At 71.2% G+C, this 12,245-nt stretch carries 12 protein-coding genes and 1 pseudogene; 3 read left to right on the top strand and 10 right to left on the bottom strand.

Features of this window, described 5'->3' with window-relative positions:
• Nucleotides 1-300 precede the first annotated feature (300 nt).
• The 3 genes from QNO09_RS27115 to QNO09_RS27105 all read right to left on the bottom strand — a co-directional run bounded on the left by QNO09_RS27115 (nucleotide 301) and on the right by QNO09_RS27105 (nucleotide 5,067).
• Nucleotides 301-1,629, bottom strand: a complete 1,329-nt coding sequence (locus tag QNO09_RS27115; RefSeq protein ID WP_283972870.1) for a class I SAM-dependent RNA methyltransferase — start codon at nucleotides 1,627-1,629, stop codon at nucleotides 301-303.
• Nucleotides 1,630-1,793: 164 nt separating this feature from the next.
• Nucleotides 1,794-3,845, bottom strand: a complete 2,052-nt coding sequence (locus QNO09_RS27110) for an APC family permease (protein ID WP_283972869.1) — start codon at nucleotides 3,843-3,845, stop codon at nucleotides 1,794-1,796.
• A 265-nt stretch (nucleotides 3,846-4,110) separates the two neighbouring features.
• A complete protein-coding gene (locus tag QNO09_RS27105; protein ID WP_283972868.1) occupies nucleotides 4,111-5,067 on the bottom strand; it encodes a PfkB family carbohydrate kinase in 957 nt (318 codons plus the stop codon).
• A 248-nt stretch (nucleotides 5,068-5,315) separates the two neighbouring features.
• Here QNO09_RS27105 and QNO09_RS27100 point away from each other — a divergent pair, with 248 nt between their 5' ends.
• Together QNO09_RS27100 and QNO09_RS27095 are read left to right on the top strand one after the other, a co-directional pair.
• The gene (locus tag QNO09_RS27100) at nucleotides 5,316-5,987 is read left to right on the top strand and encodes a potassium channel family protein (RefSeq protein WP_283972867.1); all 672 of its coding nucleotides are present in this window, start codon (nucleotides 5,316-5,318) and stop codon (nucleotides 5,985-5,987) included.
• The gene (locus QNO09_RS27095; RefSeq protein WP_283972866.1) at nucleotides 5,987-6,661 is read left to right on the top strand and encodes a potassium channel family protein; all 675 of its coding nucleotides are present in this window, start codon (nucleotides 5,987-5,989) and stop codon (nucleotides 6,659-6,661) included. The genes QNO09_RS27100 and QNO09_RS27095 overlap by 1 nt, the downstream gene beginning before the upstream one ends.
• A gap of 83 nt (nucleotides 6,662-6,744) precedes the next feature.
• Here the strand turns inward: QNO09_RS27095 and QNO09_RS27090 are convergent, their stop codons facing one another.
• From QNO09_RS27090 to QNO09_RS27065, 6 genes and pseudogenes are all read right to left on the bottom strand, one after another.
• Nucleotides 6,745-7,476 carry a DUF3159 domain-containing protein gene (locus tag QNO09_RS27090; RefSeq protein WP_283972865.1) on the bottom strand — a complete coding sequence of 244 codons (732 nt, stop codon included), beginning with the start codon at nucleotides 7,474-7,476 and terminating at the stop codon, nucleotides 6,745-6,747.
• 3 nt (nucleotides 7,477-7,479) lie between these two features.
• Entirely contained in the window at nucleotides 7,480-7,878 is a 399-nt protein-coding gene (locus QNO09_RS27085) for an OB-fold nucleic acid binding domain-containing protein (protein WP_283972864.1), read from the bottom strand.
• A gap of 363 nt (nucleotides 7,879-8,241) precedes the next feature.
• Nucleotides 8,242-8,475: pseudogene (locus QNO09_RS27080) on the bottom strand (alginate lyase family protein); the annotation flags it as partial.
• Between the two features lie 269 nt (nucleotides 8,476-8,744).
• Nucleotides 8,745-9,500 (bottom strand): DUF3710 domain-containing protein, encoded by a 756-nt coding sequence (locus QNO09_RS27075; RefSeq protein WP_283972863.1) that lies wholly within the window; start codon nucleotides 9,498-9,500, stop codon nucleotides 8,745-8,747.
• 1 nt (nucleotide 9,501) lies between these two features.
• Nucleotides 9,502-10,038, bottom strand: coding sequence for a dUTP diphosphatase (gene dut / locus QNO09_RS27070; RefSeq protein WP_283972877.1), 537 nt, complete (start codon nucleotides 10,036-10,038; stop codon nucleotides 9,502-9,504).
• Between the two features lie 83 nt (nucleotides 10,039-10,121).
• Entirely contained in the window at nucleotides 10,122-10,706 is a 585-nt protein-coding gene (locus QNO09_RS27065; RefSeq protein ID WP_283972862.1) for a PaaI family thioesterase, read from the bottom strand.
• A 58-nt stretch (nucleotides 10,707-10,764) separates the two neighbouring features.
• On the opposite strand from QNO09_RS27065, the gene QNO09_RS27060 reads away from it, so the two are divergent.
• The gene (locus tag QNO09_RS27060) at nucleotides 10,765-11,223 is read left to right on the top strand and encodes a DUF3093 domain-containing protein (RefSeq protein ID WP_283972861.1); all 459 of its coding nucleotides are present in this window, start codon (nucleotides 10,765-10,767) and stop codon (nucleotides 11,221-11,223) included.
• A 46-nt stretch (nucleotides 11,224-11,269) separates the two neighbouring features.
• On the opposite strand, the gene QNO09_RS27055 is transcribed toward QNO09_RS27060, so the two are convergent.
• Complete coding sequence (locus QNO09_RS27055) at nucleotides 11,270-12,241, bottom strand: hypothetical protein (RefSeq protein WP_283972860.1); 972 nt, start codon at nucleotides 12,239-12,241, stop codon at nucleotides 11,270-11,272.
• Nucleotides 12,242-12,245: the final 4 nt, after the last annotated feature.

Below are 12,245 nucleotides of genomic sequence, written 5' to 3'. Positions count from 1 at the left end.
CTCACCGAGACCGGCCTGACCATCAGACCTGCCTGATCAACCCAGCGACATCACGAGTTCAACTTCAGTAGCCAGCCACGTGAGCATCGTGACGCCCCGTCAGAGTCAGCGTCGAACGAGCGTCAAGACGTTTCGCCAAGCGCCCCTCACGAAGTCGAGGTAGGGCGCACGTCACCGCGCCACTGCTCGAAGCGGCAGGTGAGACACGTGGCGCGAGCTGCGCCGCGCTCCACGCGATGGACCTACGGAAACATGTCGGCACGACCCGCCCACACCCCGGGGAATCAGAAGAACAGCAGGTCAGACGCCCTTTGCTGCGGGCTCCAGAATCGCCACGCACTCCACGTGCGACGTCATCGGAAACAGATCGAACGCCCGAAGCGTCCGCACCCGATACCCCCCGTCCCGGAAGTACCCCAGGTCCCGCGCCAGCGCCGCCGGGTCGCAGGCCACGTACGCGATCCGCCGCGCGCCCAGCGAGGCCAGGTGCTGCACCGTCTTGCGGCCCGCCCCCGCCCGCGGCGGGTCGAGGACGATCAGGTCGACCTCCTCGATGCCCGTGCGCGGCAACACGCTCTCGACCTTGCCCTGTTCGATGCGGACACGGTCGAACTCGGCGAGGTTGTGCCGCGCGTCCTCCACCGCCCGCTTGCCGGACTCGATGCCGAGGACCGCGCCCTGGTCGCCGACGCGGTCGGCGAGAGCGCCGGCGAAGAGGCCGACGCCGCAGTACAGGTCGAGGGCCATGTCGCCCTTGCGGGGCAGCAGGCCCTGCATGACCGCGGTCACCAGGGTGTCCGCGGCCTTCGGGTGGACCTGCCAGAAACCGCCGTTGCCGACGCGGTGGGTGCGACCGTCCGCGCGTTCGCGGACGAAGGGCCGGCCGTGGACGCGGTGGACGCCGCCGGAGCGTTCGTCCACGCGCAGGACGGAGACCGGACGGTCGAGTTCGACCAGCGGCAGGCGTGCGCCCGGCTTCGGAGTGAGGATCACCTGGCGGTCCTGGGAACCCGTCGCCGCGATCGCCTCGACGGAGTCCATGCCCGTCCAGACCCGCTTCTCGATGCCCAGCTCGCTGACGCCCTCCGCGGCGATCATGCAGTGGTCGATCGGCTCCACCTCGTGCGAGCGGTGCCGGCGCAGGCCCGCCCGGCCGTCGGCGGTGACGGCGTACTGGACGCGGGTGCGCCACGCGGGGACCTGGCCCGCGGGCACCTTGTCACCCTCGGCGGGCAGCACGGTGCCGTCCCAGCCGGCCTCCTCCGGGGTGAGCCCGGCGAGGTGCTGGAGCTGTTCGGCGATGACGTCGGCCTTCAGGCGGCGCTGCGCGCCCGGCTTGGCGTGCTGCCAGTCGCAGCCGCCGCAGCGGCCGGGGCCGGCGAACGGGCAGGGCTCGTCGATCCGGTCCTTGGAGGCGTCGAGCACCGTCACGGCGTCCGCGCGCAGGTACCGTGCGCCCTGCTCGCCCTCCGTCACCCGGGCCACGACCCGCTCACCGGGCAGCGCGTGCCGTACGAACAGCACCTGGCCCTCGGACGTACGGGCGATGCAGTGACCGCCGTGGGCGACGGGGCCTACCTCGACCTCGTACTCCTCCCCCACCAGCGACTTCCTCGGTTCTGCCTGCATGGCGGGGTGACTCCATAACGCGTGAGGGGAAAGGGCCGAACGGAAACGGCCGGACAACAGCCCACCAGTCTACGTGGCTGTCGCCCGGCCGTTTCACACAAGCCGTCCCCGTCGCACAAACCCTCCCCGTCACACCGGCAGAGCCGGTCACACGAGTCGTCGTCTCACGACTTGTGGTCCGTGGACTCCTTGGACCGCACCTGCGCGGGACCGCGCCGCACCGACCCCGGCGCGCTCCAGTCCTGCTGCTTGCGGGCCCGCCGCTTGGCCGCCTCGGAGGACTGCAGCTGGTACGGCACCGAGGTCACCATGATCCCGGGTGTGAACAGCAGCCGGCCCTTCAGCCGCAGGGCGCTCTGGTTGTGCAGCAGGTGCTCGTACCAGTGGCCGACGACGTACTCGGGGATGATCACGGACACCGCGTCGCGCGGCGATTCCTTGCGCAGGCTCTTGACGTACTCGATGATCGGCCGCGTGATCTCGCGGTAGGGCGAGTCGAGGATCTTCAGCGGTACGTCGATGCCGCGCCGCTCCCACTCCTCGCGCAGGGCCTTGGTCTCCGCCGGGTCGACGTTGACGCTCAGCGCCTCCAGGGTGTCCGAGCGCATCAGCTTGGCGTAGGCCAGGGCGCGCAGCGTCGGGCGGTGGATCTTGGAGATCAGGACGACCGAGTGGACCCGGGAGGGCCGTACGCTGTCGTCGCTCGGGCCCTCGGGGGCGGCGATCTCGGCGGCGACCCGGTCGTAGTGCTTTCGGATGGCCGTCATCGTCGCGTAGAAGATCACCATGCCGAGCAGGGCGACCCAGGCGCCGTGGGTGAACTTGGTGACGAGGACGACGACCAGGACCAGGCCGGTGAAGAAGGCGCCGAAGGCGTTGATGGCGCGGGAGCGGATCATGTGGCGGCGCTTGGCCTGGTCCTTCTCCGTGGCCAGGTGGCGGTTCCAGTGCCGGACCATGCCGGTCTGGCTGAGCGTGAAGGACACGAACACGCCGACGATGTACAGCTGGATCAGGCGGGTGGAGTCGGCGCCGTAGATGCCGACCAGCAGTCCGGCGGCGCCGGCGAGGAGCACGATGCCGTTGGAGAAGGCCAGGCGGTCGCCGCGGGTGTGGAGCTGGCGCGGCAGGTAGCGGTCCTGGGCGAGGATCGAGCCGAGCAGCGGGAAGCCGTTGTAGGCGGTGTTGGCGGCGAGGAACAGCACCAGCGCGGTGGCCGCGGCCAGGACGATGAACAGCAGGCTGCCCTTGCCGAAGACGGCCTCGGCGACCTGGGAGATCACCGGGTTCTGGACGTAGTCGGGGCCCAGCGGCACACCGTTGTGGACGAGGTCCCTGGCCGGGTTCTCGGCCATGCGGACGTCGGTCGCGGCGGCCAGCGCGATGATGCCGCAGAACATGGTGACGGCCAGCAGACCCATCAGGGCGAGGGTGTTCGCGGCGTTCTTCGACTTGGGCTTGCGGAAGGCCGGGACGCCGTTGGAGATCGCCTCGACACCGGTGAGGGCGGCGCAGCCGGAGGAGAAGGCGCGCAGCAGCAGGAAGACCAGGGCGAATCCGGCCAGGCCTCCGTGCTCGGGCTTGATGGCGTAGTCCGCCGTGGGTGCCCGCATGGTGTCGTCCAGGACCAGGCCGCGGAAGGCTCCCCAGGCGATCATGGTGAAGACGCCCGCGACGAAGATGTAGGTCGGGATGGCGAACAGCGAGCCCGACTCCTTCACCCCGCGCAGGTTCATCAGGGTCAGCAGCACGATCACGCCGATCGCGCAGAACACCTTGTGCTCCACCACGAAGGGGATCGCGGAGCCGAGGTTCTCGATGCCGGAGGAGATCGACACCGCGACGGTGAGGACGTAGTCGACGAGCAGCGCGCTCGCGACCGTCAGACCGGCCTTGGGACCGAGGTTGGTGTTCGCCACCTCGTAGTCGCCGCCCCCGCTGGGGTAGGCGCGCACGTTCTGCCGGTACGAGGCCACGACGGTGAACATCAGCACGACGACCGCGACGGCGATCCACGGGCTGAAGTGGTACGCCGTCACGCCCGCGATCGACAGGACCAGCAGCACCTCGCCGGGCGCGTACGCCACGGAGGACAGCGGGTCGGAGGCGAAGACGGGGAGTGCGATGCGCTTCGGCAGGAGCGTTTCGCCCAGCCGGTCGCTGCGCAGTGCGCGCCCGATCAGGATCCGTTTGGGCACGTCGGTCAGTTTGGACACAACAGAGGATCGTAGGCCTTCGATTGCGGGGTCGCCCACCCGCCACCCCTCATCGGCGTTCCGTCTGCTCTCCGAGTGAATTCACAGGCCTGTGCGGCTGCGGATTCCGCAGGTCACCCGCTTCCCATGCCTATATGACTAAGCCCCGTCCGCTTCCCGGCCGTTGCCGCCCCTGGAGGTCCCATGCACACGCCCGCCCAGCTGATCGGCGCCGCGACCACCCTCGTCGCCCTCGGGATCCTGACGATGGCGAGCGTTCGCAGCATCAGCCGCCGCAAGGACGTGTCGCCGGACATCTCCTAGGAGCAGGCTCGGACCGCTCCAGCCCCGCCACTCGCGCGCTCAGTTCCGCCCGCCCGATGCCGGCGGCCCGGGTCGACGGGATCGTGCAGGCGTAGGCTCCGGCCACGGTGCCGTGCAGGGCGCTGCGCAGGGGTGGGGTGCCGTTCAGCCAGGCGTAGAGGAACGCGGCGGCGAAGGCGTCGCCCGCGCCGTTGGAGTCGACGACCGGGGCCGGGGGCACGGCGGCGGGCACGTGGCTGAGCTCGCCGTCGGCCAGCAGGTACGCCCCGTCCGCCCCGGCGGTGGCGACGACGATCCGGGCCCTGCCCCGCTCGGTGATCCGCCGCATGGTCCGTTCCGGGTCGGCGAGGGCCGTGGTGGACAGGAAGACCAGGTCGGCCTGGTGCGCGAAGGGCTCGTGGTAGGGGTTGGAGCCGTCCCAGTCGTGCAGGTCGGTGGAGATCGTGAGGTCCGCCGCGCGCAGGACGGGCAGCGTGTGGGCGCACGGCTGGGTGATGACGACGTGGGCGTGCCGACTGACGGCCGCGAGTGCGCGCACCGTGGCCTCGGGCAGCCGGTCGGTGTCGGCGGCCCGCGTGGCGTCGTAGAGGGAGGACCGTCTGCCGTCGGGGCCGACGAGGTTGACCGCGCGTTTGGTGCCGAGCGGCTGCGGGACGGCGGTGAGTCCGATGCCGTGCTCCCGGTGCAGCGCGCGGACGAGGTCGCCCTCGGGGTCGTCGCCGAGCAGGTCGAGGTGGTGGGTGCGCAGGCCCAGCGCGTTCGTCCCGAGGGCCACGAAGTCCCCGCTCTGGCCCGCCCGGGTCACGATCCCGGGCCGGATCATGTGGCTGTCCGCGAACGGCACGGGCAGTTCGGGCACGTGCACGATGGTGTCCACACCCGCGCCGCCCAGCACGAGGACGTCGATCTCGGTACTCACGGCAGGTTCCTCCCCCGGCCCGGGGCCCGGCAGGGACCTCGGCAACCCTCTCGACTTTGCGGATACGTTGGAGTCGGCAGTCGAACGCGGCACCGCCCCCGGAGGGCATCATGACGTGATTCCACCGGCATGATGTTGCCCGGCGGCCCGCACGCAGGCCGCGATGTGATGCCCGGCGAGCCGAGAGAGAGACATGAGTACGACATTCATGAGGGCCAGAGGGCCTGCAGGAAGCGCGGTGTGACGCGATGCATATTGTCATCATGGGGTGCGGAAGGGTCGGTTCCGCACTGGCCCAGAACCTGGAGCAACAGGGGCACACGGTCGCCGTGGTCGACCAGGACCCCACCGCCTTCCGCCGGCTGGGCTCGGGGTTCGGCGGTCGCCGGGTCACCGGCGTCGGCTTCGACCAGGACACCCTGCGCGAGGCGGGCATCGAGGAGGCCGGCGCCTTCGCCGCCGTCTCCAGCGGTGACAACTCCAACATCATCGCCGCACGCGTGGCCCGTGAGATGTTCGGCATCGAGAACGTCGCCGCCCGCATCTACGACCCCCGCCGCGCCGAGGTGTACCAACGCCTGGGCATCCCCACCGTCGCGACCGTCCGCTGGACGGCCGACCAGATGCTGCGCCGTCTGCTCCCCTCGGGCGCCGAGCCGCTGTGGCGCGACCCCACCGGCGGCGTCCAGCTCGCCGAGGTGCACACCTCCGTCGCCTGGGTCGGTCACAAGATCAGCAGGATGCAGGAGGAGACCGGCGTGCGCGTCGCGTTCCTGACCCGGCTGGGCGAGGCGGTCCTGCCCACCTCGCAGACGGTGCTGCAGGAGGGCGACCTGGTGCACGTGATGATGCGCACCGACGAGGTCGACAAGGTCGAGGCGGCGTTCGCCAAGGGTCCCGAAGAGGAGGGCGGTCACTGATGAGGGTCGCCATTGCCGGAGCCGGCGCCGTCGGCCGCTCGATCGCGGGCGAACTGCTGGAGAACGGCCACGAGGTCCTGCTGATCGACAAGGCGCCGACCGCCATCTCGGTCGAGCGCGTCCCGCAGGCCGAGTGGCTGCTCGCCGACGCCTGCGAGATCACGTCCCTGGACGAGGCGGCCCTCCAGCGCTGCAACGTCGTGATCGCCGCGACCGGCGACGACAAGGTGAACCTGGTCGTCTCGCTCCTCGCCAAGACGGAGTACGGCGTCCCGCGCGTCGTCGCCCGGGTGAACAACCCCAAGAACGAGTGGCTGTTCAACGAGTCCTGGGGCGTGGACGTCGCCGTCTCCACCCCGCGTCTGATGTCGGCCCTGGTCGAGGAGGCGGTGAGCGTCGGCGACCTGGTCCGTCTGCTGCGCTTCAGCCACGGTGACGCCAACCTGGTCGAGCTGACCCTGCCCGAGGAGTCGGCCCTGGCCGGCACTCAGGTCGGCGACGTCGAGTGGCCGCAGGACACGTCCCTGGTGACGATCATCCGCGGCAACCGCGTGCTGACGCCCTCCGGGGAGGACTCCCTGGAGGCCGGCGACGAACTCCTCTTCGTGGCCGCCCAGGCGCGCGAGGAGCAGCTGGAGGACCTGCTGTCGGTACGCCGGAACGCGGCGGGCTGAGCACGCTCTCGCGAGGAACGGGCGGAACATGCGGAAGGGGCTTCCCGAGCACTCGGGACGCCCCTTCCGTCAGGTGCGGAGGGTCACTGCTCGGCGGGCCCCGCAGCGGCCTGCCGCTCCCGCTCCTCGGCCGCCTTCTCCTCGGCCTCCATCTCCGCGAACACGTCGATGGGCGCGGGCGCCTTCGCCAGGAAAACCCACGTGAGGTACACCGCGAGCAGGAACGGCGGGATCTTCAGGGCGACCAGGACCCAGCCCAGCTGCGTGGTGTCGGCCCACCAGTACAGCGGGAAGAGGATCGCGCACTTGGCGAGCAGGATCGCGCCCCAGGCGTAGCTGGCCTTCGCGTAGGCCTTCTTGCGGCCGGGGTTGCGCGTGCGCCAGGAGAGGTTCTCCTTGAAGACCGGGCCGAGGATCAGCCCGATCAGCGGCACCCCGCACAGGGTGGTGATGATGTAGGCGAGGCCCAGACCCAGCGTGTAGAGCATGCCGGGCAGGTAGAAGTCCTTGGCGTTGCCGGTCATCATCGCGAAGACGACACCGAAGGCCACGCCGAAGACACCGCTGAAGGCGTGCTTGACGGTGTCCTTCATCAGCAGCCGGACCACGACCAGCACCAGTGACACGGCCAGCGCGGCGATCGCCGACAGGTGCAGGTCCTTGTTGATCGTGTAGATGGTGACGAAGAGGAGGCCGGGAACCACCGTCTCCACCATGCCCCGCACGCCGCCGAACGCCTCGAACAGGGCGGCCTCGGTCACCGCCCGGGCGTCGTCCGCAGATGTCTCTTCGGTCGGCTTGTCGAGCGACGTCACCGGCTACTCCCGTCCGAGGGGTCTCAGTTCGTACTTGGGATTGAACAGCACCCGGCGGCCCCGGCTCATCGAGATCCGGCCCGATGCGATCAGCCTGCGCCCCGGCTCTATCCCCACGATGGAGCGCCTGCCGAGCCACACCACGTCCAGCGGGGCGGAGCCGTCGAACAGCTCGGCCTCCAGGGCCGGGACTCCGGCGCGCGGCCGAAGGGTGACCGTGCGCAAGGTACCAGTAACCGTGACTATCTGGCGGTCCTGGCAGTCTCCGATCCGGGTGCAGCCGGCCGTTTCCGCGTCCTCGCGCAGTTCCTCGGACTCCAGGTCCCCCTGCGACGAGGAGAGCCGGTCGAGCATGCGCCGGAACCGGCCCGCGGGCTTTTCGGAACGAGGAACAGCGCTCATGTCTGAAGCGTACCGGGGCGTGGTGACGAAGAGCGAAGAGCCTGTTTCCGAAGCGGTGCCCCGTCCCCGTGGTGACGCGGCGCGCCGGTGGCGTGAGGGTCCTTGTCGGTGCCGCACGACGGCAGGCGGCCGCTTTCGCGCATGGGCGCCTCCGGCGGATGCCACTCGGGGGCAGTCGGCCGTACGTCCCCGCCGACGGTCGGCCTTCTTCGCGGCCGGCTCGGCGGTGGAATCACCGGTGACCGACGAGCATGTCACCGGCCGGTTCGTGATCCTCGGCCTCGCCTGGGGCACCGGGCGTCCCGGCCGGCGCGGGTGAGCCGGGCGCCGGGGCCCCAGACCGGCGCCCGGTCGGTCAGGGGGTCACGCGGGGTTGTCGCCGTGGGTGAGGGTCTCCGATACGACGAAGAGGTTGTTGCTGCCGGCGGGGCGGCCCCGCAGGGTCAGCGTCCCGGTGTTGGTCATGGCGTGCCCGAGACGGTGGGCCAGGGCGTTGTGGCCGACCTCGCACACCGGTCCGAGCCCCGGTTTCAGCGAACCGCCGCACAGCCGGCTCTCCGCACCGGCGCCGAGCTGGCACTTGGCGTGGAAGCCGAGTCCCGTCGGTGTACTTGCTCCCCATCATCTGGTCGAAGGCGCCCTTCCAGGGCTGTGCCCCGGCGTTGGCCTTGGACCGGGTGAAGTCCAACTGGCCTTTGGAGGCGCTCACTCCGGGTGGGCGAAGGCGGCGGGGGCGCTGGGAGCACGGGGAGCGGCGTCGGCGCGTCGAACGGGGACCATAGGTACAGACCAATACGCCGTCAAGGTTCCGCACACGAGAAAGGGCCGCGCCCCCGGTGGGGTACGGCCCTGGTGTCTCTGTGGGATCAGCGGACCTCGGTGATCTCCGGTCCGCGCTGGAGCTGGCCCATTCCGCCCGCGAAACGGGAGCCCTCCTCCTCCTGCTGGACGCCCTCGGGGACCATCTGGGCGTCGTTCGGCAGCTTCAGCACGATCGGGTCGCGGGGCGCCATCGGGCCCTCACCGCGCACCACGACGGTGTCCCGGAAGATCTGCTCGAGCAGCCCGGCGGCCTGCGGCTGCACCGCGCCCTGGCCCGAGATGACCCCGCGCAGGAACCAGCGGGGACCGTCCACGCCGACGAACCGCACCACCTGGAAGCCGCCGGTGCCGTCCGGCAGCTGTACGGGCACCTGAGCGCGCAGCTCCCAGCCCAGCGGCCCCTCGACCTCGTCGACGATGCCGCCCTGCTGGGTGATGCCGGTGCCGATCTCCTCGCGCACCTCACCCCAGATGCCCTCGCGCTTGGGGGCGGCGAAGCCCTGGAGCTGGATGGCGCTGTCGCGCAGCACGACCGTGGCCGCCACGATCGCGTCGCCCGCGACCTCGACCCTGAGCTCCATGCCTTCGACGCCCGGCACGAACAGACCGCCCAGGTCGACCCGGCCTTCGCTCGGGTCACGGACCTCGGAGCTGTCCCAGGGTCCGTCGGGGCGCGGCGCCGGTTCGAGCCTCAGGCGCTCGCGCTCTTCGTCCGCGTCGGTGTCGACACCGTCGACGACCTGCTCGGCCTCGCCGGCCGCGTCCTCGGCGGCATCCCTCTTCTTGCGACGTCCGAACACGTCACTGTCCTTCCCGGTCGGATACGACCGAAGCGTATCGATTCCCACCCGCCTGACCGCCCAGGGCGGCCTGACCGCTTGTGCCGCTCGTCCCGTCCACCGCGGCATGGCCTCCGGTGGACCCGAAGCCCCCCTCGGCCCGCGCGGAGCCGGGCAGTTCCGCCACCTCCTGGAAGCGGACTCTCTCGACCTGCTGGACCACCAGTTGGGCAATCCGGTCGAAGCGCTCGAACCGCACGGCCTCGCGCGGGTCGAGATTCACCACGATCACCTTGATCTCCCCACGGTACCCGGCATCAACCGTCCCCGGGGCATTCACCAGGGCGACGCCGCAGCGAGCGGCCAGACCGGATCGCGGGTGCACGAAGGCCGCGTACCCCTCCGGCAACGCCACAGACACCCCCGTGGGCAGTACCGCCCGCTCCCCCGGCTCCAGTCGGCACGCCTCGGTCGTGCGCAGATCGGCCCCGGCGTCCTCGGGCCGCGCATAAGACGGAAGCGGTACGTCCGGATCGATGCGCCGGATCAGCACGTCCAGCGGCGGACGGCTCACGGGGCCGGCGGGACCGGTGGGGCTGCCGGGACCGGTGGGGCCGACTTCGCCCGGGGAGCTTTCCGGAATCACGGGTTCACCTCGAAGGCACGGGCTCGCCGGACCTGGTCCGGGTCGTTCATGGCCGCCTGGATCTCTTCCTGTCGGCCGTGGTCGACGAAGTGGTCGACCTTCACCTCGATGAAAAGCGCGTCGGCGCGCACGGCCACGGGCCCGTCGGGGCCGCCGACGCGACCGGTCGCGGTGGAGTAGATCTTCCGCCCGGCGACGGCCGTCACCTCCGCCTCCAGGTGCAGCGTGGTCCCGGCGGGCACGGGCCGTACGAAGTCGGTCTCCAGCCGTCCGGTCACGGCGATCGTACGCAGCAGCCAATTCAACGAGCCGAGGGTCTCGTCCAGGGCGGAGGCGAGCACGCCCCCGTGTGCGAGGCCCGGGGCGCCCTGGTGGGCGGGCTGCACGGTGAACTCGGCGGTCAGCGACACACCCTCACCGGCCCGCGCCTCCAGGTGCAGCCCGTGCGGCTGGTCGCCGCCACAGCCGAAACACGCGCCGTAGTGCGCGCCGAGGAGCTCACCGGGCGCGGGCGCGTCCGGGTGCCGCACCGGTCGCGCGGCATCGGCCGGAGGCTGAAGAGCTGCGGAAGTACCACTCACAGCGGGAGACCTTACCCGCGCGTCGGCCCCTTCCCGACACCGTGTCAAGCTTGGCCCCATGCAGCTCTCCGCCACCCCCTACGAAGAACGCCTCACCGCCCCGCGGACCTGGTGGCTGATCTCGTTCCTCGTGGGCGTCTCCATGGCCCTGATCCTGCTCCCGTTCGGCACGCTGCCGATGCTCGGCGGCCTGGCCGGGGGCACCGCGGTCGCGGCCGTCGCCGCGAGTTCGTACGGCTCGGTCCGCATCCGTGTGGTGGGCGACTCCCTGATCGCGGGCGAGGCGAAGATCCCGGTGGCGGCCCTGGGTGAGGCGGAGGTGCTGGACGCGGAGGGGGCCCGCGCCTGGCGCACGTACAAGGCCGACCCGCGCGCCTTCCTGCTGCTGCGCGCGTACATCCCCACGGCCCTGCGCGTGGAGGTCACGGACCCGCAGGACCCGACGCCCTACCTGTACCTGTCCACGCGCGAGCCGGAGCGCCTGGCGCAGGCGCTGACGGCGGCGAAGGCCGCGTAGCACACCCGCGCGGAGCTTCACCCCGCCGCTGTTGACCGGGCCGGATTCAGCGCCCGTCGCCCTGCTTGCCGTCGTCTCGGCCGTCGCGCCGGTCGTCCTCGTGGCGGCCCAGGGGGTCGTGCGTGATCTCGCCCATCTCCAGGGCGTCCGCCGGACGGTCCAGGGCGGGGAGCGCCTCCAGGGCGTCCCAGGGCACCTGGATCTTGCGCAGGTCCTGGCGGATCCGGGCGGCGAGCTTTCTCGTCTCGCCTCGGTTCATGACCGCGCCGACGGCGGCGCCCACCAGGAACGGCATCAGGTTCGGCATGTTGCGGACCAGCCGTTTCATGATGCGCTGTCGCAGTTCGCGCTTCATGCGGCTGTTCAGCGCCGTGCTGAACGTCGACGGCTTGGTCGCGTCGATCCCGCGCTCCCCCGACCACGAGCCGAGGTACGCGGTGCTGCGCTGTTTGAGATTGCCGGGCGGCCGTACGCCGTACACCTCGTGGAGTTCGGCGATCATCTTCAGCTCGATCGCGGCGACGCCGGTGACCTCGGCGGCCAGTTCCGTCGGCATCGCCGGGGGGATGGGCAGCATCGCGGCCGCGCCGATACCCGCGCCGACCGTCGCCGTCGCGTTCGCGGCGCCGGCCACGAGCTTGTCCGCCAGTTCCTCGGGCCCGAGGTCCGGGAACTGCCTGCGCAGCGTCGCCAGGTCCCGTACGGGGACGCGCGGAGCCAGTTCGATGATCCGGTCTGCGAGGTGGGCGAGCCCGGCCCGGGCCCGGTCGCCGCCCTTGCGGGCGCCTTCCCTGGCCCGCTGCCGGATCGCCCCCGCCCGCCGTCTGGCGACGGGTGCGGGGACGTCCACGGATGCCGGGAGGTCACCCCGGTCCGCTGCGGGTTCGAGCGAGGCCGTCCCCGGACCGGTTGAGCCTCGCTCGTCGTCACGCGCGCCGTACTGCGGGCCGTCGATCGGCCCTTCGTCCGCTTTCCGCCTGGAGAAGCGGCGCTTCCAGGGAGGGGTCGAGCCAGTCACGGCC

The sequence above is a fragment of the Streptomyces sp. 378 genome, from assembly GCF_030124145.1.
Lineage (GTDB): Bacteria > Actinomycetota > Actinomycetes > Streptomycetales > Streptomycetaceae > Streptomyces.
Note: the sequence above shows the minus strand (reverse complement) of the source record. Positions and strands in the feature narration are given on the sequence as shown.

Coding starts and splice junctions, on each gene's coding strand:
- QNO09_RS27115 (WP_283972870.1), bottom strand. CDS start 1,629: ATGCAGGCAGAACCGAGGAAGTCGCTGGTGGGGGAGGAGTACGAGGTC.
- QNO09_RS27100 (WP_283972867.1), top strand. CDS start 5,316: ATGCATATTGTCATCATGGGGTGCGGAAGGGTCGGTTCCGCACTGGCC.
- QNO09_RS27095 (WP_283972866.1), top strand. CDS start 5,987: ATGAGGGTCGCCATTGCCGGAGCCGGCGCCGTCGGCCGCTCGATCGCG.
- QNO09_RS27085 (WP_283972864.1), bottom strand. CDS start 7,878: ATGAGCGCTGTTCCTCGTTCCGAAAAGCCCGCGGGCCGGTTCCGGCGC.
- QNO09_RS27060 (WP_283972861.1), top strand. CDS start 10,765: ATGCAGCTCTCCGCCACCCCCTACGAAGAACGCCTCACCGCCCCGCGG.